The following is a 26,858-nucleotide window of genomic DNA, read 5'->3' as shown; positions in this document are numbered from 1 at the left end:
ATGTGGGTTTTATTTGTTTAATTCTGACAAATTTTATATTTTTAATATTTATTGCTTAGTGATAAATAAATAACGATGCTTAAAGCATCGCTATTAAGATTAAACCGAAAATGAATAAATTGATATTGATGTATCAGGAAACCATTAATTCATTGATGAGCATAAAAGGGCGGTTAATACGTTTTCCTGTTTGCTCATTAAAGAAATGAAGGTTTTCAGGATGAATGGTTAGACCAATTTTATTACCAATATTCACACCATGATTGTTAGGTGCGCGAATAACAATAGACTGTTTTTGTTTATCGCAAGTTGTGGCATAAATTAAAACATCAGCGCCTAGTGCTTCAATAAATTCCACTTCAACATGAAAAAGGGGATGTTGATGGCTAATGATCAAATGTTCAGGGCGTAAACCTAATTTAATGGCTTGATAAGGAAGATGCTGAGATGAAACGGCAATATGCCCATCAGCGATTTCAATTACACCATGATTAATTGGGACATCTAAGATATTCATTGCGGGAGAGCCCATAAACGTTGCCACAAACACGGAAGCTGGACTTTCATAAATCTCTAAAGGCGTCCCCACTTGCTCTATATTTCCTTGATTTAAAACCACCAGCTTATCGGCTAATGTCATCGCTTCCACCTGATCGTGCGTCACATAAATCGAGGTTGTGGAGAGTTTTCGCTGTAATTTTTTGATCTCCAGACGCATCTGAACACGTAATTTTGCATCAAGGTTAGAGAGTGGTTCATCAAATAAAAACACTTTGGGTTTACGCACAATGGCTCTTCCCATTGCGACACGTTGACGTTGTCCACCGGAAAGCTCTTTGGGTTTTCTATCCAATAAATGACTGATTTCCAGCATGTTAGCCGCATTTGTGACAAGTTCTTCTATTTGGGCTTTGGGTGTTTTTCGATTACGTAAACCATATGCCATGTTGTTATAGACAGACATATGAGGATAAAGCGCATAGTTTTGAAATACCATTGCGATATCTCGCTCACTCGGTTCATGTTCATTAACACGTAAATTATCAATGAGTAAATCACCTTGTGTGATGGTTTCTAATCCTGCAATCATTCGCAGTAATGTTGATTTGCCACAACCACTTGGGCCAACTAACACCACCATTTCACCTTGCTCAATAGAAAGGTTCAATTTCGAAATAGCTTGGTGTCCATTAGGATAGCGTTTTTCTAAATCAGTGAGCGTTACGGTTGTCATATTATTTCTCCGTATCAATAAAGCCTTTTACAAAGGCTCTTTGCATCAGAATGACGATAAGGACTGGCGGCAACATGGCGATCAACGTGGTTGCCATAATTTTATTCCATTCAACGACACCATCAGAAACCGCAACCATCTGTTTAATTCCCATCACAATGGTGTAGTAGTGGGTATCAGTTGTGATAAGCATTGGCCAAAGATATTGATTCCACCCATAAATAAAGGTGATAACAAAAAGGGCAGCGATATTGGTGCGAGAAAGAGGAAGCAAGATAGTGAAAAAGAATTTAATCGGCCCAGCGCCATCAATTTTTGCGGCTTCAATTAATTCAGGGGTGATGGTCAGGAAAAATTGACGAAACAAAAAAGTAGCTGTGGCGCTAGCAATTAATGGAATAGTTAATCCAGCATAAGAGTTCAACATATTAAGATCAGTGACGACTTCAAATGTCGGCATAATGCGAACTTCAACGGGTAACATTAAGGTAAAAAAGATAGTCCAAAAGGCAAGCATCCGTCCCGGAAAGCGAAAGAAAACCACGGCATAGGCCGATAAAATCGATATAGCTAATTTCCCTATGGTGATCACTAACGCCATAACTAACGAATTCAATAACATGCTGTTAATTGAAATCGCACTATTTTGCGTTGTACCTGCCTGTGAAAATATCGTTTTAAAAATATTGAAGCCTTCAGTACCAAACCAAAGAGGAGAGCCTGTGGCAAACTCGGTGTTTTGATGGGTTGTTGCCACTAGTGCAATCCACACAGGGAATGCCACAGAAAGAATGCCGACAATAAGAATAAAGTGGCAGAAAGCATGAAATAAAGGTCTACGTTCAACCATCAGTAAGCCACCTTTTTCTCAACATAACGAAATTGAATAATGGTTAATATCGCGACAATAAACATCAAAATAACGGATTGTGCGGCGGAGGAGCCTAAATCTAATCCCACAAAACCATCGTTATAGACCTTATAAACCAGTGTTGAGGTGCTACTACCAGGGCCACCTTGCGTCATCGCGTGGATAATGGCGAAAGTATCAAAAAAGGCGTAAGCAAAATTAACCACAAGTAAGAAAAAGGTTGTGGGAGAAATTAAAGGAAAACTGATAGTAATAAAGCGTTTAATGGGACCACTACCATCAATAGCCGCAGCTTCTAAAAGAGATTTAGGTACAGATTGCAAGGCGGCGAGGAAAAACAGAAAGTTATAACTCACTTGTTTCCATGTCGCTGTTAAAATCACCATCCACATAGCGTGATGTGTATTAAGTACGGGATCCCAATTAATACCTATTTTCTTTAATTGTTGGCTTAATACACCAATTGTGGGATCAAGCATAAATAACCACAGAAAGCCTGCAATAACTGGCGCAATGGCATAGGGTGAAATTAAAATAGTGCGATAAAACAGTTTGCCACGTAAGACTTGCTCTGCAATACCCGCCAAAATAAGCGCTGACAGCATAGAGAGAAACACGACACTGATACTGAAAATTAATGTCGTGATTAAACTGTCAAAATAATAGCGATTACTAAAAAGTCGCTGAAAATTTTCAAAACCAACAAATTCTCGACTAAGTCCAAACGCATCTTCTAATTGAAATGATTGAAAGAAAGCTTGCCCCGCAGGCCAAATGAAAAAGATAAGCGTGATAGCTAATTGAGGAAAAATTAGCGCGAGAGGTAACCATTTTTGTTTAAAATAAATGGATTGAGAAGCCATACAATGTCCAGTAAATCGATAAAAACAGAAGGCGAGCGACTTTGCTCGCCTAATATAAGTGACTATTGTTGAGTTCGTTCAAAACGGCGTAACTGCTCATTCCCACGCGCAACCGCATTATCTAACGCAGCCTGAGCGGTCTGTTTTCCTGACCACACTTTTTCTAACTCTTCATCAACGATTTCTCGAGTTTGCAGGAAATTACCAAAACGTAATCCTTTGGAGTTGGCTGTTGGTTCAGAGGTTGTCATTTGTAATATTGCCGTATCTGCGCCCGGATTTTGCTGATAAAAGCCTTGCTGTTGTGTTAACGCATAAGCGGCTTTAGTCACCGGTAAATAACCTGTTGCTTGGTGCCAATCGGCTTGTACTTCAGGGCTTGAAAGATAGGTAAAGAATTTGGCAACACCGTTATATTCGGCATCTGGACGTCCCGACATCACCCATAAAGACGCTCCGCCAATAATGGTATTCGCAGGTTTTTGTACAAGAGAATCGTCATAAGGTAATTGGCTAACACCAATATCAATCCCTTTCATATTCTCTTTAATGCCTGCAAATCCTGCTGATGATTCCATCACCATGGCGCATTCTTGAGTATAAAACAGTGGCATTGCATCCGATTGACGTCCGCCATATTTGAAAATACCGGATTTCGACCAATCTGCCATTTGTTGAATATGATCCACGAAAGGTGCTTTATTAAAAAGGAAGGTAGTGTCAAAACCATCGAAACCGTTATTTTTTGTCGCAATAGGTAAATTATTACGCGCACCAAAATTTTCGATTTGTGTCCATGATTGCCATGTGGTGGTAAATCCACATTTCACTCCAGAATCGAGCAGTTTTTGAGAAACAGCTTCCATCTCTTTCCATGTCTTTGGTGGTTGCTCTATGCCTGCTTTTTTAAAGAGGGCTTTGTTGTAATAAAGTACAGGCGTAGAACTATTAAACGGCAGTGACATCATTTTTCCATCGCTGGTGGTGTAATAGCCCGTGACAGTTGATAAATAACTATTAGGATCAAAAGGCTCGTTAGTTTTTTCCATTAATTGATAAACAGGAAAAACGGCTTTTTTTGCCCCCATCATGCTCGCTGTGCCCACTTCAAAGACTTGCACAATAGCGGGTTGGTTTTTAGCACGAAATGAAGCCACTGCACTGGTCATCGTTTCAGCGTAAGTGCCTTTATAAACGGGTTTTATCTCATATTCAGATTGACTGGCGTTAAAATCAGAGGCGATTTGATTTACTTTTTGACCGAGCGCACCTCCCATTGCATGCCACCATTCAATTTGTGTTTTTGCGTGTGTAGGAGAAGTAAATAACGCCATTGCAACAGTAAGACCTGTTATTGATTTTATCGACATGCAGAATTTCCTTTTTAATCGAAAGTTAAAGGTGCAATCTAATCTGCGAATTACCCTAAATGTTGTTTATGACAAATGGGTGACAATTAAATGAAGATATATTGATGGTATGACTGTCAAATTGCTGTCATAAATGGTTGTCATGATGTCGGCACAAATGAAAAGGAGAGAGAAATGAAGATAGCTGCTCACCGAGGTTTTTCTGGAAAAGCGCCTGAAAATACATTGGCTGCGTTTAAAATGGCGATTGATTTCGGGTGCGAATGGATTGAAACGGATGTGCAATTAACCGCGGATCATGTTCCTGTGCTTATTCATGATAAAACAGTTAATCGTTGCACGAATGGGCAAGGTGCTGTGCGTTTTCATACCTTAGATGATTTACATCGCCTTGATGCGGGAAGTTGGTTTAGTTCACTCTATCAAGGTGAAAAAGTTCCTTCTTTAAGACAAGGATTGCAGCTTATTAAGCGTTCAGGAACAAAGCTCAATATTGAACTGAAAACATGGCCTGATGATGATGTTGAACGTTTATGTTTAGCGGTTTCTGACATGATAAAAAGTGCAGATATTCCGAATGAGCAAATTTTATTTTCTTCTTTTGATACGCATGCACTGATCGTTATGAAACGATACCTACCTTTTATTCGCAGAGGCCAATTGTGGGATGAAATTCCTGATAATGCGTTAGAAACACTAAAAGCGATCGATGGTTTTAGTGTGCATTGTAATTACAAATATCTCACACAAGAACAAGCTCAAATGTTGAAACAAGCGGGTTATGAAATTTATTGTTATACCCCGAATAATCCTGAAGAAGTGAAAGATTTTGAGCAATGGGGTGTTGATATGCTGATCACTGATATGCCTGATGTTTATCTACCCAATGTTGATCAAATAGCAAAGTGAAAAAGCACTAACAATCCTGCTTACTTGTATTGAATAAGGCGTTATTGATGTGTTTGATGACGCCTTTTATCCTTTTCTTTCCGTATTTTAATTACAGAAATTAAATAAGAGAAACGTTGAGTAATAGATGTTTTCTTTACATTCTCTGCTATTATCCTGCGCAATTAATGAATAGATATTATTCAACTTGGTAATATTTATCTCATTAAAAATAAAAATGGGGAAAATGGTTAGTGAATATGGCGACCTTATCAACCCAACCTCTAAGAGTAGAGGTGCGTTATTTCTACTTTAATTGCCAATAATATAATTGAGAGTGAAATATGAAAGAACTCGTTGTTGTTGCCATTGGAGGCAACAGTATTATTAAAGACAATGCTAGCCAGTCTATCGCTCATCAAGAACAAGCAGTACAAGAGGTTGCAGCCCATATTAGTGATATGGTGGCTGAAGGGTATAATATTGTTTTAACCCATGGTAATGGACCACAAGTAGGGCTTGATTTACGTCGCGCTGAAGTGGCGCATGTGCAAGAAGGTTTACCGTTAACACCTTTAGCTAACTGTGTTGCAGATACACAAGGCGGTATTGGCTATTTAATACAACAAGCGTTAACGAATAAGCTTCGTGTTCAACAAAATAAACAAGCAATTACCCTTATCACACAAGTTGAAGTAGATAAAAACGATCCTAATTTTGTTTCTCCAACAAAACCTATTGGTGCATTTTTCTCTGAACAAGAGATGGTGCAATTAAAGCAAGAAAATCCTCAATGGCATTTTGTTGAAGACTCTGGTCGTGGTTATCGTCGTGTTGTTGCCTCCCCAATTCCACAACATGTTATTGAATCTAGTGCAATTAAGTCACTATCAGAATGCGGCTATGTTGTTATTGCTGTGGGTGGCGGTGGTATTCCTGTGATTAAAAATGAACAGGGAAATTACCAAAGTGTCGATGCCGTTATTGATAAAGACTTGTCATCAACATTGCTCGCAAAAGAATTACATGCAGATATTCTTATCATCACCACGGGTGTTGAAAAAGTCTGTATTCATTTTGGTCAGCCAGAACAAAAAGCATTGGGTGAAACATCGGTTGAGGAAATGACACAATATATGCATGAAGGGCATTTCCCTCAGGGCAGTATGCTTCCAAAAATCGAAGCCAGCCTCTCATTTTTAGCCGCGGGTGGAAAAAGAGTGATTATCACAACGCCAGAAAAACTAGCTTCTGCCTTAAAAGGTGAAACCGGAACGCATATTGTTGCTTAATTTTCGCAATCAAAAGTACTCCGTTATTTAATTGATAAACGCCTTATTTATAAAAGAATAAGGCGCTTATTTTATGCAGAGTTTCTTAATATATCGATGATTAAATAGTGTGATTAGCGGGATAGGCTTTCGCGTAATGGCGCGGATTTAATCGTGAAAATAATCCTATCGTGATAATCACTAAAACCGCATGAAATGCCCATGCATAAGTAAAGCTTCCGTCTGGCTGACGCAATATCACTGCCACTAACGGTCCAAAGGCAGCAATGATAAATCCTCCACCTTGCATTAATGCCGACAGCGCGCCCGCTTGTGCTGGATCAGGAATATGATCGAGCGCGACAATCATCATCATGGAAAAACATCCACCTAAGCCACAGCCTAAGAAAATACTCCACAGATAAGGCGCACTCATCGGAATAGTCATTATTGCAATAAAACCGATAAATTGACTTAGTAATGTCAGCATAAGCCAAAAACGTCGGTCGTGATTTTTAGCCGCTAAGAAAGGAATAATTAAAGCAGCAGAGGCTTGGAAAAGCGAAAGGATAGCGACAAGAGAGCCACTTTGTGCACTTGACATTCCTAACGATTGGTAGAAAGGTGCCAACCATGTCACAACTGAAGCGTAACCTGCATTAACGCAACCAAAACCTAAAATAAGCAATCCTGTTCTGGGGCGCCAAATTAAGGTATTGAGTGATATTTTATTAGCAGATATGGCACTGTTTTTAATAGAAAAAAGAATAGCGACAAATGCCAATCCTGCTGGAAGTGCAAACCACGCTAAAGCATTTTGCCAATGACCATTAGATACCGTAATAATCGGGGATAATTGAGCACCTAATGCGCCTCCCCCCATTAGCATGGCGGAATACAGCCCCATCATAATAGGCGTTCGATGTCCAAACCATCCTTTAATAATGCCAGGAAATACTGCTTGAATATAAGCCACGCTCAAACCGCAAAAGAGGGCAGTCAGTAATAACTGATTACCATCAGAAACATAAGCTCGAGAAAATGAGCCTATAAGAAGCAACAACATTGCGACTAAAAGCCCTTTCCGAACTTGAATATAAGGCTGTAAGAAAGGAACGATTAGTGCGCCTATACCCATTAAAAACATGGGTAATAGCGTGAGTAATGAGACTTGGCTATAACTCATTCCTGTTGATGCAATAATATTATCAATAACAGGGCCGGGGCCAGTTAAGAAAGGGCGTAAATTTATCCCGACTAAAATAATCGTCAGGACAATCTGCCATGTTTTTTTTCTTGGTAAGGCAGTCATTATAATTCCCTGATAAACAATAAATATTGCCTGCTTTATGGACAGTGTTGATATAAACAGATGAGGGATTTTATATCAACATAAATATCATTAGGTATTTTAATTAATCATCACGCTATTTAAGCGATGTATTTTAATTTCCACTGTTTAATCTGACTCTTGGGATTAATTAATACAAACTCATAATGTTCAAAATGAGAAAGTACCTTTTTAAATTCCAGTGCTGCTTTATCTAAATCCCACGATTTAGGGAAATAAAAGCCATCAAAAGGGATGTTTTCAAGTTGTGCACTAAATTGATGAATAAATTCATCAAACCCAGCATAAAAGAGTGCGATTTTTCCAGACCAATTAATGTGATAAGTATTATCTTGTTGGCGCTGGAAGTGAATTTGATGATTTTTACATGCATCATGACCTAATAAGTAAATACTGAAAGCAGGGACTTCTGCTCTTTCTTCATATTCATCTGTATCACTATCGATTTGAGGGGCAATATCAACATTAAATTGATGAGTAATAAAGTTATCAAAATTGAACGGCGTATTTCCTGTGCTGAGCAAAATACCTTGGTCGTCAGACCAATAAGTTGAGGAGAGTGTACAACAGTGATAATTATCCCAAACAATGGGAGCTTGCCAGTGAGCTAGGCTGGTATATTCTTCTTCGTCATCTGATTCATCTTCGTCGATATCATCCAGATAATCCTCCCCTTCACTTAAATAGTAATCGGCACTTCTAAGATGAAGATCAAACCAAAGTTGACCATGTTTATCTAATCGACCTGACCAGACAAATTCTGTAATTTTATGGGATTTCGGATAGGCACTATCAATAAAAGTAATGGTACGTACTGGTGTGGTCATGGTCTGTTTTCTTTTAAATATAGGTTTGTTTACTAGGGTAATAGAGTGATAACTATCAGCATGATTATGATAAAAGTGATGCTCACTCTAAAATATCATACATTACACGGTGTAATAGAACTCAAATAAGTGAGATAGTGATGTTAATGGCATTAAATCAGCAACTACCTATTCCTTCTGCAATACATGAAAATGGAAAAGAAGAGAGATGGCCATTAATTGATAACAAATATGCCTTTCCCAAAGATTATATTGCGTTTATCACCCAATATGGATCAAGTCAGGTAGCTGATTTTATAACGTTATTTAATCCCTTTAGCCAAAATGAGTACATTAATTTTTTCCAGCAAAAAGAGCAGATCCTTGAAGATTTCAGCTCATTAATCAATGATGATCCTAATTACTATCGTTTTGTTCTATATCCAAAATGTAATGGGCTTTTACCCATTGGTGTCACGGATAATGGAGATACGCTTTTTTGGGTTGTTTTATCAGAAAATAGTGAGCTTTGGACAATGGCAATTATTCCATCTAGAGGATCAGAGGTAGAATTTATTGCAGAGAGTCTGACAGGGTTTTTAGAGGGAGTTTTATCAAAACGAATACGTTGCCAATCATTCCCTGAGGGATTTCCATCAGAAAAAATGATATTTAGCCCAGAAGTTTGATGAGTTATTTTCCTATGGGGAGTTGAGTCACAAAATAGGAAGTAGCAAGTCCAATAAAGATAGAAATGCTAAAGCTAATCAGTGTACCTAACATAACATATTCTGTTAGCTTTTTATCTTGATCATTTTGTAATTCACCAAATCTAAATATTGATTTAGCTGCTAATAAAAAGCCAATTGCTGCAAATTGATTTAAAAGAATAAAAGTTAAGATTAGTGTTCTTTCTAAATAACCAATAGATTGACCCGCAGAAACGAGTGTTGAGCCTTCTACTGCAACAGGTGTCCATTTCTTTAGTAACATATAAATAAGGCTCGAAATAGGCTTTAAAATAATGATGTAGGCAAGAACAACAATAAGATATTTGTAGTTAATATTTTTAAAACTAAGATCATGGAATATTTGAGTATTTTGATCAACAAGCACTATCCATAAAAAGGTAATCACGAATAAATGAAGAACTTGATCAGTAATAAACCATCTTAAAGAGTTATCAGTATAAGATTTACCAAGATCAAAAAAATAATGTGTTATTAATATAATTACACTATAAATGAAAATAAAACTAAAACTTATCTCAGACATTAAAACTAGAATAATAAAGGTTATTCCAGCGTGCAGTAGTGAGTGTAAGTAAAGCTCTTTAGATTTGTAATGTAGAGCATTTCGCGCTTCTATCCATGCTTTAGGTTGTAAATAAAAATCAAAAGCAATATGACCAATATAGAGAGAAATAAGAAGCGTAAAATTATACATATCAATAAGCCTTATTAATTAAATAATTAAAGTATTGAATATATTCATCTATTAACTGGTAGTGGCTAGCGTTCAATAATCGAGTAATATTACTTCTCGATTTTTTTAATTCATTGGCAATAGCATAATGAGATTTATCTTCATTAACCATATATTTAAGTAAAACTTGCGCTTGTGCTCGAGTTATTTCTTTAAGTTGTATATCTAAGTATTTAGTCACTAAAGTAATATTTTTTTGAAATTCTTTATCTGATGTAGATATTGTTAATATTTCACTTTTCATCTTATCTAATCCTTCGCCCGATAAGATAAAGGCTTCCCCCATTGATGTTCTAATATCATTACGCAATGAATTAATTTGACCGATACCAATACTTTGACGAGCACTGATGTTTAATTCTGACGTTTTCAATGCTAATTGAATAACGATAGCAACTTTAATGGCATCACAAGCGTGCAAGCAAACAAGTTGGAAGGAGTCACCGCGATATCTGTCATATTTAAGTGGTAACTGTTCTGAGAGTAATTGAACCGTTTGCTCCAAGGTATAGAGCATAACATCATAGTTTTCAGGTGTGATGTTTCTAGAGTCTATGATATCACCTGTAACCACACTTACGATGTCTTTATTCATTAGCTTGCTCTTATTATTTTGTGAGAGAAATAGAATGAGTATAGTGATCTTTTACTCAGTTATTTAATTGAAATACAAAAGAGGATGTTACCATATTTGGTAACGTACTCAAATGTTACCATATTGGGTAACTTAATGATTTATGTTATAGAGCAAGCGTGAAAAATAGGCAACAAAAAAGCCTTTTCTGGAAAACCAGAAAAGGCTTTTTATAAAAATAGACCTAACTGACTAGGATCAGTTCATGCCGTATTTTTATTCTTTTAGCTCTCATGCTATCCGATGTTATTTTAATTTCTAATAAAATCAAACGGATAACAAAAATATATACTGTATATTGTTCCAGTGCTTATTGACGTTTTCGCATTTGTACATCAAACTGTGGGGTACACGGTGGGGTACTCAATATGATGACTGGTGTATGAACTAACTTTTTTAATTGTCTTATAACCAATTGATATTGTTTAATTAAGTGCTCAAAATGATATGAACTAACTTTCTGGTGCGTTATGGCAGCTTTAAACAAATTAACTGATAGAAAACTCAAAGCTCTTTACGGACAGGAACAGGATAAGCCTATTAAGTTGGCGGACGGTGCGGGGTTGATGATCCGTGTTACTAAAAAAGGCGCTATCAGTTGGATTTTTAAATATAGAATTGGGGGTAGAGAGACGGAGGCTAAAGTTATTACTTTAGGTCGATATCCTGATATGAGTTTAAAGGAAGCTAGAGAACTCCGTGATAAGTGTCGTAACTGGCTGGCATTAGGCAAAGATCCAAAGCTACAACTAAATATAGAGGTTCAATCCTCATTAAAGCCTGTCACTGTGAGAGATGCTTTAGAGTATTGGGTTGAAAATTACGGGAAAGATAACCGAGTTAATATAGTTAGGCATGTGGCTCAATTAGAAAAGCATATTTACCCTTATATTGGTGAAATGGCTTTAAGTGATTGTGAAACCCGCTATTGGTTAAATTGCTTTGATAGAGCACGACAAGAATCACCCGTTGCAACTGGCTATGTATTTCAGATGTGCAAACAAGCTTTAAAATTTTGTAGAGTTAGGCGATATGCTGTTAGTAGTGCTCTTGATGATTTAACTATTCCTGATGTTGGTAAGAAACAAAATAAAAAGGATCGGGTACTTACTGATAAAGAACTAGGGGAATTATGGCAATCACTCAATGAGAATAAACATATTCCTTACTATAAGCATTTAATTAAAATTCTTATTATTTTTGGGTGTCGTTCGCATGAAGCTAGATTATCAGAGTGGAAAGAATGGGACTTTGATAATTGGATTTGGACTGTACCGAAAGAGCACACAAAAACAAATGAGAAGATTATTCGTCCAATACCTATTTATATACGGGATTTTGTTAAAGAATTATATTCATCAAATAAAAAGACAGGTTATTTATTAGGTGAATTAAAAAAAACTGAGGCAGTTTCTCAATACGGTCGTAATTTGTGGGTGAAATTCAATCATTCCGAGCCTTGGACATTACATGATTTAAGGCGGACATTTGCAACAAAGCTAAATGATATGGGCGTATTTCCTCATATTGTAGAGCAATTACTAGGTCATGCTCTACCAGGAGTAATGGCTATTTATAATAGAAGCCAATATTTACCTGAGAAATTAGATACACTTAACAAATGGTGTGAGCGATTAGATATACTAGCTGGAAATCATGAAAATGTGATTACTTTTAAGTTAAGGTAAATAATATGGCAGATGTTAAAATACCATTTAAATATTGTCGGATTGAAAGAGCAGCAGAATTATTAAATTGTAAGATAGAAGATTTATTGACGTTAGGGATAGAGGATAAAATAACTCTAAATGTAATGTTCGATTCTGTTAATTCAACTTTATGTATGAAGGGGGGGGTTGAAGAGTCAGAAAATTGGAGGAATAGGCTAACTCATTCCTATTATTGCTATGGAGGGGCGTTATCAATTTCAGAATACTCATCTTTTAAATTTGATAACCTATCTGTTGATTCTAACGATGACCCAATTTTTAGACCATATTTTAATAAAATCGATGATGAATACACATTTAGTTGTCAAGGTAGAGCTTATGGTTTATGGCGGCTTATTAATAACATAGATGATTTAATTAATTATAGAATAGCTTATCTAGGCTTTCTTGATTTTATTCCTTGCCTACCACCGGAGGGTAATCAAGTGAATCAAATTATGTTAGGTGCTGAAATAAGTGATGATATTGATGATGAATTAAATGAGGATGATTGGGAAGCTGATATGAGTGATTATAGAATCACAGATAAAGATCTATGGCTAACTGCATTTGATATTAGACGTCTATTAAATTGTAAAGGTGATTATTATTTAATGGAACCTCTTAAAAATATAAGCCCAGAGTCTAATAACGAAAATAAATTACAATCAGTGCATCCAGTCATAAATAGACATGCAAGCAATCGCGAGCAGATATTGATGGCAGCTATTAGGTTTAAAGATGAGCAACCAAACGTATTTAACGAGAACTGCAAAAAAGCAGATGGCTCTATAAATTATACTGAATTCGCTAGACAACTTTTAGAGAGACCTAGCTTTTTTCCTAAAGGCGACAGTCCTGTGAAAACCACTGATGCAATAATAAAAGTACTCAAAAAAGCATTTAGATCTAATGTAGAATGACCCCTTTCTAGTCTTAAACAAGGGTGTTTACCCCCTATACACCCGTGTTTAGTTTATAAACACCCATGAGTATAATTACAAGTGGGTTTATATCCAGTGTTTTAGCGTTAGAATGCTTTCTGAAACATTTAAACAGAGGGCAAATAATGCAACATCAAATTTCAACACCAACACCAGAATCGCGCCGTTCTATCCTTGCCGAGTATGGCGAACAGTATGATCGCCTTATTCGTGAGAAAGAACGCCAGCGTATCACATCTATTTCACGCACAACAGCTTATACACTCGAAAAAGAAGGTCGTTTCCCTGCGCGTAAAGCATTAGGGCGCAATTCTTGTGCATGGCTATTAAGTGATTTATTGCTATGGGTTCGTAACCCGCCAGCCGTGGAAAACATTAATAATCCATATAGCCGTAAAGTGAACTAATAGAAGTAAATCGCAATTGCAAGCAATTAACCAAAATACGAATTTGCGAGCTTTTGCAACTTATTTCATTCAAGCTAAATGTGTTGTCGCGACAACTCTTATTAATTAAATAAAAAGAGTAGAAATATATGAAATTGGAAAAAAACAGCTTAATTGCTGATGGATTCGCTCACCCTGAAATTAATCAAGAGTCTATTTTAGTTCAGCATAGAACAGAACCAAGAATAGATAGTCGTTTGTTTGCTGCACGAATTGGAATTAAACATAAGAACCTTTTTGAGCTAGTAAAAAAGAATGCTAAGAATTTGCGTCAATTTGGCACGCTTCCGTTTCAAACGGAGACGTGCTCACACTCAACGGGAGCGAGTATTAATAAATATGCATTACTCAATGAGAGCCAATTTGATTTTATGTGTCGCATTGTTCGTGGTCGCAATCATGAGCAGATGACTCAATTCAAATTGGACGTTACCAAAGCATTTAGTAAGAAACGTGCAGCTGAACCTATCCGTCGTGAATATCTGCCACATTACCATGAGTCACGCGACGCACTCAGAGATTTAGGCGCAGAGAAACATCACTTCATCAACCTAGCCCGTACAGAGAACCGATTAACAGGCTTACTCACAGGGGAACGTGCCAGCGCAGACGAACAACAATTAGGTTTATTAGTCTGTATGCAGAAAATCGAACAGGCAGCATTTCAGGATGCTATTGATTCGGGTTTATCGGCTACTCAGGCATTGCGCGAAGTCAGTAAACGCATTGAGCAGTTCGCTAGCTTAATGAGTCCTACGGTGCGGATTGGTGGATAATATGATGAATATCGCAACTAATGCCTACCAAGTGAAAGGTTCCCTACTGGCAGGCAATAACTCAATTTGGGCTAATCGGTCACTTACTAAAAACTTAGTAAGCCAATCAGCGAAAATTTACGCCAATCAAGCAATCCTAGCCACCAATGGTGGATGGGATAAAGGTAAACATTCAAAATGTGGGGAATTTACACCATTTGCTAAAGGTGATTTATCTCACCTTTCTAAAGAGGCGGATTATCCTCATTGGCAAGATTTACGAGTAACTAATAGTTACGCACAAAAGAAAAAAGACAGCGTGCAGGCTGCCTTAATTCAACTTCATTCAGTGGAGCAAGCTAGGAACTACCCCGATAATATCGAGTTAGTTTCAAGGCTACCCAATAATATTGGGCTACCCGATTATATCGGGTTGGTTAAATATTGCCAATCCTCCATCGGAGGGTGGGATTTGAACCTAGTGAATGATGTTCACTCAGTTGGTTTCTTTGGCTTTTTATGTCTACGTCTAATTGATTCTAAAATTGACTTGGGTAAAAAACTGCCAGAATCTTTTTCCTGTGGCGATTTTTCTTTATCTGATGATTTGTCTGATGGTTCATCCGTTTGCTTATTCATTGATCATTCGCCTGATTGTTTGGCTTTGCGTTGTCTGCGTTTAATTTCTGCTTTTGCTGAGGTAACTAAAAATCCAGCGGTACTTTCTCCATCTTCTTTTAATTTTTCTATATCTTCCATTACTTCATGGGGAATACGAACAGTAGTCATTTGTGACTTTGCATTCTTTGCACCTGTTGCCATTACTAATACTCCTTGCTTTTGGTGTATTTCAGTATACGCAAAAAAAATCAGATTAAAAGTCTTGAAGTGTATTTCACTTGGTGATAGTTTTAAAAGTGAAGGTGAAATACACCTAAGAAAACAAAACCCCGTAGATGCTGAGAACACCTACAGGGCTTCTAACCACAATGTTAATCGAGGTAACACTACGGCTATGTATAAGTCTACCCAAACTCACCCTAAATTTAAATGGCGTTTCTTCTCATGCCAGCAATCTAAATATTTTTCCGTTGAAGCCAGCAACGAGAAAGAAGCTCGTTCTTTACTTCCCGACTCACCTTGTCTCTTTTCTGCTCGTATTCGTCAGGAGGGAGATCATGCTTAATACCATTTGTATTGATACAGCAAAATATAAAGCAGGTTTAGCCAGCTCTCTATATAGCGTCATTCTTGAAAAAGCATCGGATGAATGCTCTCAAGAGTTATTAGACTTGATTTCAATTGCTTGTGATTTAAACCAACAAATTAGCCAATCATTACGTGATAACAACGGGGTATCAGCATGAAAAACAATGAATTAGCATTATTACTCGATAGCCCGATTATGGATATTTACAAGTTAGAGACTCTCTTAACGATATGGCTTGAAGCTGAGGATAATCAAGATGTTGCTAACATGATTAGCATCTCACTCGACTATACAAAAAATGTTCGTGATGCTTTAAGTCATGCGGTGGGGAGTGAAAATAATGTCTGATATCTATGACTATCTTGTAAAGGCTGATTTGGACTCCATGAGCACAGAAGAACTACGAAAATTTAGAAGTGTTTCCTCTGACACTTGTGACGGGTTGCTATCGACATTACGTGTCATGGGGGAGTGTGCTTTTTGGGCTTGTGCAAATAAAGATTACCATGAAAGCCAAGCTAAAAATGATTTACGGCGTATCGGTGAGTCATTGATGTATTTACCTCGCTTGATTGATGCGATGCGTTTTAATGAGCATGAAGCGGAATTTAAAATCTATCAACGTGAGGGATTTCCTTATACGGAGGTAGGCAATGACTAATATTGAGCTGATCCGTGAAGTAAAGCGTAATGCAGTAAATCACTGGAGCGGTATCCTGCCTGCCTGTGGTGTTGATGTACCGGAACGGGGAAAACATGGTGCCTGTCCTGTCTGTGGGGGAACTGACCGTTTTCACTTTATTGATGATCACCATAATGGCAATTGGTTTTGTCGCCAATGTGATGAGCCTAATCACGGTGATGGATTAGATTTAATTGCCAAAGTAAAAGGTATCTCTATTTATGAGGCGGCCAAAGAAGTCTCACAAGCTTTGTCATTGCCTTTACCTGAACCTGCCAGAAAGGAGGCTCCAAAATCAGAGTCTCAACCTATTGCAGAAAAGGTACAAAAGCTGGTGGCTCAAACGACGGTAGGTAAATCAGCGTACCTGACTCAAAAGGGGCACGATTGCCCCGTAAAAATACTCGCTGATGGTTCGATGTTATTAATTATTCAGCGCGGTAATGAGGTCACAGGGGCGCAAATTATCAAGCCTAACGGTGAAAAGCGTCTGATATCAGGGACAAAGAAAAAGGGCAGTTTTATGCCCTTATCTGAATTAATAGAAACGACTGAGACAGTATTGATTGCCGAGGGATACGCAACCGCCTTAACAGTGAGTCAACTGCATAGTGGTTTGGTGTTGGCTGCGATTGATGAGGGGAATTTATTACCTGTTGCTGAATGGGCTAGAAAGCATTATCCCGAAGCAAAGATAATTATAGTTGCGGATAATGATATTAAGATCGGTCAGCCGAATGTGGGTAAAATTTCAGCAGAAAAAGCCGCTAAAACGGTTAATGGTTGGGTAACTTTACCGCCCACAGAAGATAAAGCCGATTGGGATGATTACCGTCAGCAATTTGGGATTAAGAAAGCAAAACAGGCATTTAATGAGGGAATGTACCAAATGGATAATTTAGCCACAGTAACCGTTATTCATGCGGATAAAAAAGGGGCGAACACCAATCTCTCACAAATGGCGGCCAGTCAACGAGGCGCATTACTCGCAGAACGTTACGGAAAACTCGCTATTATTCCAGATAGTGAAATGGTTTATCACTATGTCGATGGGGTATGGAATAAAGTATCTGATAGTGATTTACAACGGGCAATGGTAGCGATCTTTGATGAATATGAAACACCTTATAGCCCAACGGGGGTTAAAAATGCGATTGGTGCGTTGAAATTACAAATTCCAGTTTTAGGTGAGCAAAAGCGAGAGTTAATTGGTTTTAGTAATGGCGTGTATGATTTATCGACTCAACAATTTAAGCCTCATGTACCCGAAAACTGGTTACTTAATCATAATGGGATCGTATTCACTGCGCCTGAGTCTAATGAGAATTTAAAACAACATGCCCCTAGTTTTTATAAGTGGTTATCTCATTCGGCGGGCAACGATGAAGAAAAGATGAACCGTATCAATGCGGGCTTATTTATGATTTTAGCTAATCGGTATGATTGGCAATTATTTATCGAAGTGACGGGTGAGGGAGGGAGTGGTAAAAGTGTTTTTACCTCTATCGCGACTTTACTTGCAGGGGAACACAATACCGCCAGTGGTAACATGAAAGCCTTAGATGAGGCGAGAGGACGCTATCAATTTGTGGGTAAAAGTCTCATTACCTTACCTGACCAAGTAAAATATGTTGGAGAGGGGGCAGGCATTAAAGCCATTACAGGCGGTGATTTAATCGAGGTTGATGGTAAGTATGAGAAACAATTTTCAACCATTATTAAAGCAGTTGTTTTAGCGACGAATAACGAACCAATGAGCTTTACTGAACGTAACGGAGGGATAGCACGTAGACGGGTTATTTTCTCTTTTAATACCCCCGTTAAAGAGAATGATAAAGATCCCTTGTTACCTGAGAAGATAAGCAAAGAGTTACCCGTTATTATTCGCTATTTATTGAAATTATTTACCTGCCAAGATAAGGCTAAATTATTACTGCAAGAACAGAGAGATTCAGGCGAAGCTTTAGCCGTCAAAAGTAACTCAGATCCATTGTATAGCTTTTGTGCTTATTTGGTTTCATTGGGCGAAGAGTTAGGGATGAAGATGGGGAATAAGAATATTTATCCTCGTGCGCCGAGGATCTATCTCTACCATGCTTATTTATCATTTATGGAAGCCTATGGGTTTGATAGACCGTTAACATTAACCAAGTTTGGGGACTCATTACCTAAGGTGATGCAAGAGTATAAAAAGGATTATCGAAAGTTTAAAACGAAACGGGGTTATTACTATAACGTTGATTTAACTGATGAAGCTAATGAGTGGCTTCCTGCAGTACCTGAATTAAGAAAAAGTTAGCCCCCCCTAGTTATAAAGTTTTATGTTCAACTGTGCACCCTGTTCACCAATCTTTATATTTTATTGATTTATAATGTAAAAATAGGGTGCATAGTTACTTCTCAACTGTGCACCAACTGTTCACCCTGTGCACCTTTTATATTTTTAGTTTAAGTGCTGTTAAAATAGGCAAATAGGTTTTAAAAAGGCTTCTTTTGGCAGGTAATATTGTATTTAAATTAGGAGGCGATATGCCGATTACGCGAGAAGATATACAGGCACATTATGATTATCATAACATTACACAACTCGATGATTTACATACGGCTGATTATCGTGAGTTGGTTAGCGGACATGCTTTTTTCTTTCAAGATACAAGCGGAAATTTAAGACACACATTATCAGAGGAAATCTTAGCAACGAATAAAGAACAATTAGATGTATTAATTGAACAACTGCAAGAGTTTAGAAAAATAATGAATGATGTACCCGAATGGTTGAGTGATAAATAATTAAAAAAAGGATTTAATATATGTGGGGAACTATAGAGAGTGTTTTTAATAACATTATAAATAATTATGGGTTGTTAGGCGTTTTTATAGTATTTATTCTTAGTATTATAGGTTTGTTTTTATATAAAAATGGTTTTATTTATGAATATAAAGAAAAGAATAAGTTAGAGATAAAAACATCTACTTTTTTAAAAAGCATTGCCAGTAATTCTGATTATATTGATGATGATTCAATAGTTTCTTTTTCAAAAAAGGAAGAAAATAGAATTATAAGAAAAAAATTATTAGGCATATCGAATGATAAGATTCAACATCAAGCAATTTTAATTTTAAATAACCATCCTGATGGATATGAATCAATGAGATTTTTTAAGAAATTTGACAAATATTTAATATTGAATGATAAAAAAATAACTTTAGATAAAAATATAGTTAGAAAAGATAAAAATATAGCAATGTTATTACTCTTAGAAAGTATCATTATTTTTTGGGGTTCTGTGTTTACTATATACCGTGAAGAATTCATATCCACAATTCTCTTTCTGATTTTTGCTTTTGCAACTTATTTAATATCTTTGGTAGTTTCGCCACCAACTAAATTAGAAATAAAAAAATTTGAAGATTACGTGACCCAATATTATGAACAGTAGATAATTGTTTTTTATTACAATGTAAAGAAGTGTAAGTTATCTGTTCCCATGTTTTTGTATGCTTGCCTTCTCAATAATAGGGGCTTTTTATTATATTTTTCAGATATATATTAATGAGTGGCACTCAGACGTGAGCCGCCACTTGACCGTTTAATCCTTGCTCATCAGACAAGCATCTCCAGTTAAACGGTCTCCCCTATTTCCGAGCTGGTTTCACGTCTTAACATTTTATTGTTTACGGAAACCACTTCATGAAAAAACTACTCGAATTACGCCAACAAAAGGCAACTCTCACCGAGCAAATGCGCTCATTGCTCACTAAAGCAGAAACAGAAAAACGCTCACTCACCGAAGATGAAGCAAAAAACTTTGATGAATTGCGTAGTCAGTCGGAGTCTCTGAATACTGAAATTGCCCGTTATGAAGCGATTGCAGAGGAAGAACGCACTCAAACAGGGAAACACGTATTAGGTGATAAAGCCGTCAGTAATGATGAATTGCGTCATTATATCCTGACAGGGGAAACCCGTACTTTATCGACAGGGGTTCCGGCTGATGGTGGCTATACCGTTATTCCTGAACTGAATAAGCAGATTATGCAGCAATTAACCGATGATTCGGTGATGCGTAAAATTTGTACCATCAAAACGACTCACAGCAACGAATATAAACAACTGGTTTCTGTGGGTGGGGCAAAGGTCAATCACGGTGAAGAAGGTCAAGCCCGCACCGAAACTGACACACCGAAATTAGAAGAAGTCAGTATCAAATTATTCCCTATCTACGCCTACCCCAAAACTACGCAAGAAATTATTGATTTTAGTGATGTGGATATTCTTAGCTGGTTAACCACTGAAATTGGCGACACGTTTGTTGATACCGAAGAAACCGATCTTGTGACGGGTGATGGTACGAAAAAAGCAAAAGGATTCTTAGCTTATCCTCGTGAAGCCAAAGCCGATAAAGCGCGCGCGTTCGGTACATTGGAAAAACTTGACGTTGCCAGCATTGAAGCCGATAACCTGATTGACCTGAAATTTAAATTGCGTGCGAAATATCGCAAAAATGCCGTTTGGGTGATGAATTCCAATACTGCTGCTAAAGTGCAGAAGCTGAAAAATGGCAATGGTGACTATATCTGGCGTGATCGTTTACAGTCTGGCGATCCTGATACCTTGTTAGGCTTGTCAGTTCATTACCTCGAAAACATGGCTGATGATGTGATTGCATTAGGTGACTTTAAACGCGGTTACTTCATTGTGGATCATGAAACGGGTACACGTACTCGTCCTGACAACATTACTGAACCCGGCTTTATCAAAGTTCACACCGATAAATATTTAGGCGGTGGGCTGGTGGATTCTAACGCCATTAAAGTGTTGGAAGTTAAAGTCGCGGGTAAATAACTCAAGGGGCGTTCCTGTGATCTCAGGAGCGCTCTTTTTGTCAGGAATAGGCTATGAAAAAGACCGAGTTAGAAATCCGTACTGCAACACTTTCTGCCAGTGATAAAAAGCTGGTGGGTTATGTCATTAAATGGGGCTTACGCTCTCATGTGCTTTGGGATGAGTTTGTCGAGCAATTTGCCCAAAATGCGTTTAGTAACAGCTTATCAAAAAGGAGTGATGTCAGGGCGCTTTATGAACATGATTACACTAACCTATTGGGGCGCACGACTTCTGGCACATTACAACTCACCGAAGATGAAACAGGGTTACGTTTTGAACTCACTCCGCCTGATACGCAACTAGGGCGTGATGTTCTCACCTTGGTTGAACGAGGTGATATTGACGGTATGAGTTTTGGTTTCCGAGCGATTAAAGATCAGTGGGATATTGGTCAAGAGCCGTATGTCAGAACTGTATTAGAAGCCGAACTCCATGAAATCACCATCACCAGTTTACCCGCTTATCCTGATAGTGGCGTAGAAATTGCCAAACGCTCCTTAACACTCAGTAAACCACAAGCGGTAAAAGATTTTGACCGCTGGTTACAATTGGTTGAGGTGGAATAATGTGGCCATTCAAACGTAAAGCCTCCGAATCCCGCAGTCTAAGTATTGATGAGTTTCTTTCTCTGGCGGGGATATCTAACACAAACTCAGGGGAACACGTTAGCTCATCAACAGCGGAGGGCTTACCTGCCGTGATGAATGCGGTGACGGTCATTAGTGAAGCTATTGCCTCCATGCCCTGTTTTCTGTATCGGGTACACAATGATAAAGGGCGAGAATCAAGAGAGTGGTTAAGTGATCATCCTGTTGATTATCTTCTCAATGAAAAACCGAATGACTGTCAGACCGCTTTTCAATTTAAGCGCACTTTAATGCGTCATTGTTTGCTCAATGGTAACGCCTATGCGGTGATTACGTGGGGCAAAGATGGACAGCCTAAATCAATACATCCTTATCCCCCTAGTGCGGTGGTGATTAATCGACTTGGGGATCACCGATACAGTTATACCGTGACTGAACCGTATAGCGGTAAGGTGAAAACCTACCTACAAGAAGAAATCTTGCATTTACGTTATGCGACCGATGACGGTTTTTTAGGTCGCTCACCCGTCACGATTTGCCGTGAAACATTGGGCTTAGGATTAGCTCAACAACGACACGGCGCGAGTATCATGAAAGACGGCATGATGGCATCTGGCATTATTAAATCGGGTGAATGGCTCGATAGCCTCAAAGGAACTAAGGCATTAGAAGCCCTAGAACGCTACAAAGGGGCACGTAATGCAGGGAAAACCCCCATTCTTGAGGGGGGCATGGAATATGAACAATTAGGCATGAGTAACCAAGATGCGGAGTGGTTAGCCTCAAGGCGTTTTACCATTGAAGATATTGCCCGTATGTTCAACATTAGCCCTATCTTTTTACAAGAATATTCCAACAGTACTTACAGCAACTTTAGTGAGGCAAGTCGTGCCTTACTGAGCATCACTATGCGCCCATGGTTAGCCAACTTTGAGCAACAAATTAAATCAGCGCTGTTATTGACTTCACCTACACCGAATATTCGCTATCAAGTGGAATTTGATACGGCAGATTTACTCCGCGCTAATCCTACGGAGCGTTTCCGCAGTTATGAAACCGCGATTAAGTCGGGAGTCATGTGTCCGAATGAAGCCCGTGAGCGTGAGGGATTGCCTCCTCGTGAAGGTGGTGATGAATTTAGTCAGGCATGGAAACAGACCGTTGAAGTTAAAAAAGAGTCTGACAAGGTGGATGAATGAAAGCGGGGCGCATGAATCAACGGGTAACTATTCAGCGCTCAAAGCTTAAACCGGATGCGCTTAGTGGTAATGAGGTGATGTGGTTCGATATTGCGAAAGTTTGGGCTGAGGTAAAAGGGATCCGAGGGCGCGAGTATTTTAGCAGTCAGCAAACACAGAGTGAAACCACGGTGAGAGTTTGGTTACGTTATTTTCCTGATATCACCACAGCAGATCGATTGATGTTTAGCTACGCCGGCACGGACGGTAATCATTGGGATATTAAAAGTATTGTGGCCGATAAAGCCAAGGGCAGTATGGAAATTATTTGTGAGGGTGTAGAGCGTGACTAAACCTAATATCAGCCTTGATGAAGTGAAGTTGCATTGCCGTATTGATGATGATTATGACGATGCCATATTAGCTATCTATATTGATGCCGCATTAGAAGTGTGCCAACAACATATCGGTAAACGATTTGATGATGGATTGTCGTTCACTCCAGCGATCAAGGTGGGCTGTCTAATGTATATCAGTTTGCTTTATGAGAACCGAGAGATGATAGGCAGTGATGGATTAAAAGAAGTTCCGCTGACTATTCATTCTCTGTGGTCAACCTATCGAGATGTGGGAGTGTACTAGATGCCATGGCAACCCCTAAAGCGTTGTAGTTATCAAGGCTGTAATAAGCGGGTGAAGTCTGGACGGTGTGAAGAACATAAACAAGAAGCCAGACGACAACAGGATAGCCAGCGAGGGACACGAACCGAACGAGGTTATAGCAATCAGTGGGGCAAGTACCGTTTACAGTATCTCAAGTTAAATCCGTTATGTGTGCATTGCCTCAATAAAGGGATATATACCCCTGCAACCATTGTTGACCACATTATTCCTATTAACGGTGATAGTGACGTATTGTTTTGGGTGGATTTTAACCATCAAGCGTTATGTCACAGTTGTCATAACACCAAAACCTTTAAGCATGATCCACTCACTAAGCAAAAGCGTAAAAATGGGGAGTATCGAGAGTTAGAGGCAAAAGCAACACGGAATAATGATTGGCGAGATGAGTATAACCGTAATGCGTGAAAATGAAATAAATCAGTTGGTTAAAGGACTCTTAAAGCACAGTGAACCGTATAGACAACGACAATTAAAAACGCCTACAAAGCCCATTACAGGGCGCAATACTCAACGTGATAGGGAGCTAATGGAATGTTTCAGAAATCGTTAGAGAAACATATAGAAAGGGTAGGGGTATCAAAAATGACAAACGGCCTCGTCTCAGGAACCGCCCCCCTCCTCGAATTTTTACGCACGGTAATTTTTTTGAAAATAATTTACTAGGAAATAGAAATAGTTATGGCAAGAGCACCTAAACCCCCCGTTTATCTTAATGAGATAGCGACGAAAGAGTGGAAAACAAAAGCCAAAATATTGGCAGAACGTGACGATCTGACGTTAGCCGATTGGAACAATTTAGAATTGTATTGCGTCAATTATGCGATGTACCGTAAAGCGGTTGAAGACTTAGATAATCGAGGGTTTAGCATTATCAATAGTCAAGGCAGTGAGAGCCGTAATCCCTCATTGAGTGCCAAGGCTGATGCTGAAAAAATCATGATTAAAATGTCTTCCTTACTGGGGTTCGATCCTGTTTCTCGTCGTAAAAATCCAATTGAAACCGAGGAAGAGGACGAATTAGATCGCCTATGAACGCATGGGAGCAGTACGCAAGTGACATCAAAACAGGCAAAATCCCCGCCTGTCAGCGGTTAAAACAAGCTGTTGAACGTTACTATAATGACTTAAATAATCCGCTTTACACCTTTGATAATGAGATTGTAGAGCGTTTTATCGGGTTCTCCCGTGTTTGCCCACATGTTAAAGGGCACTTGCGAGGTAAGCCGATAGAGCTTGAGCCGTGGCAACAATTTGCCTTTGCGAATCTCCTTGGTTTCAAGGTGATCTCAACGGGGCGAAGAAAATACCGCAGTGCTTATATTCAGGTTCCCCGCAAAAATGCAAAATCCACCGTTGCGGCAATACTGGCTAATTGGTTCTTGGTGATGGAAAACGGGCAACAAGATATTTATACCGCTGCAGTTAGTCGAGATCAGGCGCGTATTGTTTTTGATGATGCCCGTCAAATGTGTGTGCTGTCTAAACCGCTTAAAAAACGGGTGGCCATACAGCAACATAAAGTCATTAATCCGAAAAGTAATAGCTTATTGAAACCTCTTGCCGCTAAAGCCGCCACTATTGAGGGAACCAATCCCAGTTTAGCGATTGTTGATGAATATCACTTACACCCTGATAATGCGGTTTATTCTGCTCTTGAGTTAGGGATGGGGGCACGTCCTGAGGGGATTTTATTTGCGATCACAACGTCAGGGAGTAACGTTATTTCAGCCTGTAAGCAACATTATGATTATTGTTGTCAAATTCTCGCTGGTGAAGAACAAAATGAATCGTTATTTGCTTTGATTTATGAACTTGATGACGAAAAAGAAATTGACGATGAACGCCTGTGGATAAAGGCGAACCCCAATCTTAATGTGTCGGTTGATGGTGATGCTTTGTATGACACGATACAAAAGGCGCGAGGTATTCCCTCACAATGGACAGAAATGTTAACTAAGCGTTTTAATATCTGGTGTCAGGGGGAAACGCCTTGGATGGGTGAGGGCGCATGGTTAGCGTGTGAAATGGACTATACCGAGACTGACCTTAAAGGCTTAGCGTGTTATGCAGGAATGGATTTATCTTCTACGGGGGATATTACCAGTGTCTGCTATACCTTTCCCGTTGATAATGAATTGTTGTTATTGACTCGCCACTATATCCCCGAAGCGCAGTTACAGAACCCCGCCAATAAGAACAGGGCGATTTACCGTCAATGGGTTAAATCAGGTTGGCTTCGTACCACTCCTGGTGATTGTATTGATTATGATCGCATTCGTGATGATGTGCTTAGAGATAGCCAACAATTCAATATCAAGTTGACAGGCTTTGATACATGGAATGCAACTCACCTAAGGACACAGCTACAAGGTGCGGGGTTAGATGTTGAGCCATTTCCTCAAACTTACATGAAGTTTAGCCCTGTGGCGAAATCAGCCGAGGTATTTGTTAATCGTAAAATCATTCGTCACAATGGCGATCCGGTGCTTGCGTGGGCGATGGCTAATGTCGTCATGGAAACGGACGCAAACGCGAATATCAAGCCCAATAAAAAGAAATCAGCCAACAAGATTGACCCTGCTATTGCTTTCCTTATGAGCTTTGGTACATGGCAAATTGAGCATGAAGACTTTGCTTTCAACTTAACGGGGGAGCAAAAAGAACGTTTAGCCTCATTTGATGGGGTGTAGCTGACTTATTGTTAGTTGCAAATTTTCGTTATCAACCATGGTGGAAATCACCATAGTATAGGTATGGTGGAAATCGCAATACCTTTACAGTCACACCACAGCTTAAATCTGAGCCAAAGCATTTATTAGTGCTTTGGTCTTCCAGAGGACAAAATTGTCCCCGAGTTATTGAGAAAAACATATTTGTGAAATTATCAATAGGTTAGAACGTTAAACACACTCACCTCGATTAGGACGCCTTAATATCAAGGCGTCGCCCACCTAGTGTAAATCTCCAAAAGAGTAAATTATCAGCAAAAAGGTGCACAGTAT

32 protein-coding genes are annotated in these 26,858 nt (G+C 38.7%); 22 read left to right on the top strand and 10 right to left on the bottom strand.

The window, feature by feature from the left end:
* Nucleotides 1-133: 133 nt before the first annotated feature.
* The 4 genes from ugpC to ugpB all read right to left on the bottom strand — a co-directional run bounded on the left by ugpC (nucleotide 134) and on the right by ugpB (nucleotide 4,338).
* Entirely contained in the window at nucleotides 134-1,234 is a 1,101-nt protein-coding gene (gene ugpC, locus ACNARN_RS06000; protein ID WP_368927448.1) for a sn-glycerol-3-phosphate ABC transporter ATP-binding protein UgpC, read from the bottom strand.
* 1 nt (nucleotide 1,235) lies between these two features.
* The gene (gene ugpE, locus ACNARN_RS05995) at nucleotides 1,236-2,084 is read right to left on the bottom strand and encodes a sn-glycerol-3-phosphate ABC transporter permease UgpE (protein WP_109372022.1); all 849 of its coding nucleotides are present in this window, start codon (nucleotides 2,082-2,084) and stop codon (nucleotides 1,236-1,238) included.
* Nucleotides 2,084-2,968 (bottom strand): sn-glycerol-3-phosphate ABC transporter permease UgpA, encoded by an 885-nt coding sequence (gene ugpA / locus ACNARN_RS05990; RefSeq protein ID WP_109372020.1) that lies wholly within the window; start codon nucleotides 2,966-2,968, stop codon nucleotides 2,084-2,086. The genes ugpE and ugpA overlap by 1 nt, the downstream gene beginning before the upstream one ends.
* Before the next feature lie 62 nt (nucleotides 2,969-3,030).
* On the bottom strand, nucleotides 3,031-4,338 hold the full coding sequence (gene ugpB / locus ACNARN_RS05985; RefSeq protein WP_416304238.1) for a sn-glycerol-3-phosphate ABC transporter substrate-binding protein UgpB: 1,308 nt from the start codon (nucleotides 4,336-4,338) through the stop codon (nucleotides 3,031-3,033).
* 174 nt (nucleotides 4,339-4,512) lie between these two features.
* Between ugpB and ACNARN_RS05980 the strand changes: the two genes are divergently transcribed.
* Entirely contained in the window at nucleotides 4,513-5,247 is a 735-nt protein-coding gene (locus ACNARN_RS05980; protein WP_109372016.1) for a glycerophosphoryl diester phosphodiesterase, read from the top strand.
* 323 nt (nucleotides 5,248-5,570) lie between these two features.
* On the top strand, nucleotides 5,571-6,518 hold the full coding sequence (locus ACNARN_RS05975) for a carbamate kinase family protein (RefSeq protein WP_198625941.1): 948 nt from the start codon (nucleotides 5,571-5,573) through the stop codon (nucleotides 6,516-6,518).
* A 100-nt stretch (nucleotides 6,519-6,618) separates the two neighbouring features.
* Here the strand turns inward: ACNARN_RS05975 and ACNARN_RS05970 are convergent, their stop codons facing one another.
* On the bottom strand, nucleotides 6,619-7,809 hold the full coding sequence (locus ACNARN_RS05970) for a cyanate transporter (RefSeq protein WP_198632051.1): 1,191 nt from the start codon (nucleotides 7,807-7,809) through the stop codon (nucleotides 6,619-6,621).
* 119 nt (nucleotides 7,810-7,928) lie between these two features.
* Nucleotides 7,929-8,675: a hypothetical protein gene (locus ACNARN_RS05965; RefSeq protein WP_416304237.1), complete on the bottom strand. Its 747-nt coding sequence runs from the start codon at nucleotides 8,673-8,675 to the stop codon at nucleotides 7,929-7,931.
* 140 nt (nucleotides 8,676-8,815) lie between these two features.
* Between ACNARN_RS05965 and ACNARN_RS05960 the strand changes: the two genes are divergently transcribed.
* Nucleotides 8,816-9,343, top strand: coding sequence for an SMI1/KNR4 family protein (locus ACNARN_RS05960; protein WP_232799370.1), 528 nt, complete (start codon nucleotides 8,816-8,818; stop codon nucleotides 9,341-9,343).
* A gap of 4 nt (nucleotides 9,344-9,347) precedes the next feature.
* On the opposite strand, the gene ACNARN_RS05955 is transcribed toward ACNARN_RS05960, so the two are convergent.
* Both ACNARN_RS05955 and ACNARN_RS05950 read right to left on the bottom strand, forming a co-directional pair.
* Complete coding sequence (locus tag ACNARN_RS05955) at nucleotides 9,348-10,100, bottom strand: DUF3307 domain-containing protein (protein WP_368927445.1); 753 nt, start codon at nucleotides 10,098-10,100, stop codon at nucleotides 9,348-9,350.
* A gap of 1 nt (nucleotide 10,101) precedes the next feature.
* Nucleotides 10,102-10,734 carry a hypothetical protein gene (locus ACNARN_RS05950; RefSeq protein ID WP_198630120.1) on the bottom strand — a complete coding sequence of 211 codons (633 nt, stop codon included), beginning with the start codon at nucleotides 10,732-10,734 and terminating at the stop codon, nucleotides 10,102-10,104.
* Between the two features lie 509 nt (nucleotides 10,735-11,243).
* Between ACNARN_RS05950 and ACNARN_RS05945 the strand changes: the two genes are divergently transcribed.
* The 4 genes from ACNARN_RS05945 to ACNARN_RS05930 all read left to right on the top strand — a co-directional run bounded on the left by ACNARN_RS05945 (nucleotide 11,244) and on the right by ACNARN_RS05930 (nucleotide 14,648).
* Nucleotides 11,244-12,461, top strand: a complete 1,218-nt coding sequence (locus ACNARN_RS05945; protein ID WP_219240338.1) for a tyrosine-type recombinase/integrase — start codon at nucleotides 11,244-11,246, stop codon at nucleotides 12,459-12,461.
* A gap of 5 nt (nucleotides 12,462-12,466) precedes the next feature.
* The gene (locus ACNARN_RS05940) at nucleotides 12,467-13,405 is read left to right on the top strand and encodes a hypothetical protein (protein ID WP_219240340.1); all 939 of its coding nucleotides are present in this window, start codon (nucleotides 12,467-12,469) and stop codon (nucleotides 13,403-13,405) included.
* Nucleotides 13,406-13,551: 146 nt separating this feature from the next.
* A complete protein-coding gene (locus ACNARN_RS05935) occupies nucleotides 13,552-13,833 on the top strand; it encodes a helix-turn-helix transcriptional regulator (protein WP_219240342.1) in 282 nt (93 codons plus the stop codon).
* Nucleotides 13,834-13,961: 128 nt separating this feature from the next.
* A complete protein-coding gene (locus tag ACNARN_RS05930) occupies nucleotides 13,962-14,648 on the top strand; it encodes a Rha family transcriptional regulator (RefSeq protein ID WP_206646236.1) in 687 nt (228 codons plus the stop codon).
* Nucleotides 14,649-15,119: 471 nt separating this feature from the next.
* Here ACNARN_RS05930 and ACNARN_RS05925 read toward each other — a convergent pair whose 3' ends face one another.
* Together ACNARN_RS05925 and ACNARN_RS05920 are read right to left on the bottom strand one after the other, a co-directional pair.
* Entirely contained in the window at nucleotides 15,120-15,266 is a 147-nt protein-coding gene (locus ACNARN_RS05925; protein WP_277816436.1) for a hypothetical protein, read from the bottom strand.
* Between the two features lie 3 nt (nucleotides 15,267-15,269).
* Complete coding sequence (locus ACNARN_RS05920; protein ID WP_277816438.1) at nucleotides 15,270-15,386, bottom strand: YlcI/YnfO family protein; 117 nt, start codon at nucleotides 15,384-15,386, stop codon at nucleotides 15,270-15,272.
* A gap of 256 nt (nucleotides 15,387-15,642) precedes the next feature.
* Between ACNARN_RS05920 and ACNARN_RS05915 the strand changes: the two genes are divergently transcribed.
* From ACNARN_RS05915 to ACNARN_RS05845, 15 genes are all read left to right on the top strand, one after another.
* Nucleotides 15,643-15,813, top strand: a complete 171-nt coding sequence (locus tag ACNARN_RS05915) for a host cell division inhibitor Icd-like protein (RefSeq protein ID WP_234410691.1) — start codon at nucleotides 15,643-15,645, stop codon at nucleotides 15,811-15,813.
* Nucleotides 15,806-15,994, top strand: a complete 189-nt coding sequence (locus ACNARN_RS05910; protein WP_004245361.1) for a hypothetical protein — start codon at nucleotides 15,806-15,808, stop codon at nucleotides 15,992-15,994. Before ACNARN_RS05915 ends, ACNARN_RS05910 begins: the two co-directional genes overlap by 8 nt.
* A complete protein-coding gene (locus ACNARN_RS05905) occupies nucleotides 15,991-16,185 on the top strand; it encodes a hypothetical protein (protein ID WP_004245359.1) in 195 nt (64 codons plus the stop codon). The genes ACNARN_RS05910 and ACNARN_RS05905 overlap by 4 nt, the downstream gene beginning before the upstream one ends.
* Complete coding sequence (locus tag ACNARN_RS05900) at nucleotides 16,178-16,498, top strand: hypothetical protein (protein ID WP_004245358.1); 321 nt, start codon at nucleotides 16,178-16,180, stop codon at nucleotides 16,496-16,498. The genes ACNARN_RS05905 and ACNARN_RS05900 overlap by 8 nt, the downstream gene beginning before the upstream one ends.
* Entirely contained in the window at nucleotides 16,491-18,818 is a 2,328-nt protein-coding gene (locus ACNARN_RS05895) for a primase-like DNA-binding domain-containing protein (RefSeq protein WP_064718841.1), read from the top strand. The genes ACNARN_RS05900 and ACNARN_RS05895 overlap by 8 nt, the downstream gene beginning before the upstream one ends.
* Before the next feature lie 230 nt (nucleotides 18,819-19,048).
* Nucleotides 19,049-19,309 carry a hypothetical protein gene (locus ACNARN_RS05890; protein ID WP_064718842.1) on the top strand — a complete coding sequence of 87 codons (261 nt, stop codon included), beginning with the start codon at nucleotides 19,049-19,051 and terminating at the stop codon, nucleotides 19,307-19,309.
* Between the two features lie 20 nt (nucleotides 19,310-19,329).
* Nucleotides 19,330-19,959: a hypothetical protein gene (locus ACNARN_RS05885; protein WP_064718843.1), complete on the top strand. Its 630-nt coding sequence runs from the start codon at nucleotides 19,330-19,332 to the stop codon at nucleotides 19,957-19,959.
* 251 nt (nucleotides 19,960-20,210) lie between these two features.
* Nucleotides 20,211-21,365, top strand: a complete 1,155-nt coding sequence (locus ACNARN_RS05880) for a phage major capsid protein (RefSeq protein WP_416304236.1) — start codon at nucleotides 20,211-20,213, stop codon at nucleotides 21,363-21,365.
* Between the two features lie 53 nt (nucleotides 21,366-21,418).
* Complete coding sequence (locus ACNARN_RS05875) at nucleotides 21,419-21,973, top strand: HK97 family phage prohead protease (protein WP_215754808.1); 555 nt, start codon at nucleotides 21,419-21,421, stop codon at nucleotides 21,971-21,973.
* Nucleotides 21,973-23,193, top strand: a complete 1,221-nt coding sequence (locus ACNARN_RS05870) for a phage portal protein (protein WP_416304235.1) — start codon at nucleotides 21,973-21,975, stop codon at nucleotides 23,191-23,193. Before ACNARN_RS05875 ends, ACNARN_RS05870 begins: the two co-directional genes overlap by 1 nt.
* Nucleotides 23,190-23,525 carry a phage head closure protein gene (locus ACNARN_RS05865; RefSeq protein WP_049194561.1) on the top strand — a complete coding sequence of 112 codons (336 nt, stop codon included), beginning with the start codon at nucleotides 23,190-23,192 and terminating at the stop codon, nucleotides 23,523-23,525. The genes ACNARN_RS05870 and ACNARN_RS05865 overlap by 4 nt, the downstream gene beginning before the upstream one ends.
* On the top strand, nucleotides 23,518-23,814 hold the full coding sequence (locus ACNARN_RS05860; protein WP_004245347.1) for a head-tail connector protein: 297 nt from the start codon (nucleotides 23,518-23,520) through the stop codon (nucleotides 23,812-23,814). The genes ACNARN_RS05865 and ACNARN_RS05860 overlap by 8 nt, the downstream gene beginning before the upstream one ends.
* Entirely contained in the window at nucleotides 23,815-24,261 is a 447-nt protein-coding gene (locus tag ACNARN_RS05855) for an HNH endonuclease (RefSeq protein WP_004245346.1), read from the top strand.
* Between the two features lie 273 nt (nucleotides 24,262-24,534).
* On the top strand, nucleotides 24,535-24,888 hold the full coding sequence (locus ACNARN_RS05850) for a phage terminase small subunit P27 family (RefSeq protein WP_004245345.1): 354 nt from the start codon (nucleotides 24,535-24,537) through the stop codon (nucleotides 24,886-24,888).
* Nucleotides 24,885-26,546 (top strand): terminase large subunit, encoded by a 1,662-nt coding sequence (locus tag ACNARN_RS05845; RefSeq protein WP_161738183.1) that lies wholly within the window; start codon nucleotides 24,885-24,887, stop codon nucleotides 26,544-26,546. Before ACNARN_RS05850 ends, ACNARN_RS05845 begins: the two co-directional genes overlap by 4 nt.
* The last annotated feature ends 312 nt before the right edge of the window (nucleotides 26,547-26,858 follow it).

The sequence above is a fragment of the Proteus sp. TSJ240517 genome (genome assembly GCF_047921575.1).
Taxonomy (GTDB): domain Bacteria; phylum Pseudomonadota; class Gammaproteobacteria; order Enterobacterales; family Enterobacteriaceae; genus Proteus.
This window is presented reverse-complemented; position numbering and strand designations above follow the sequence as displayed.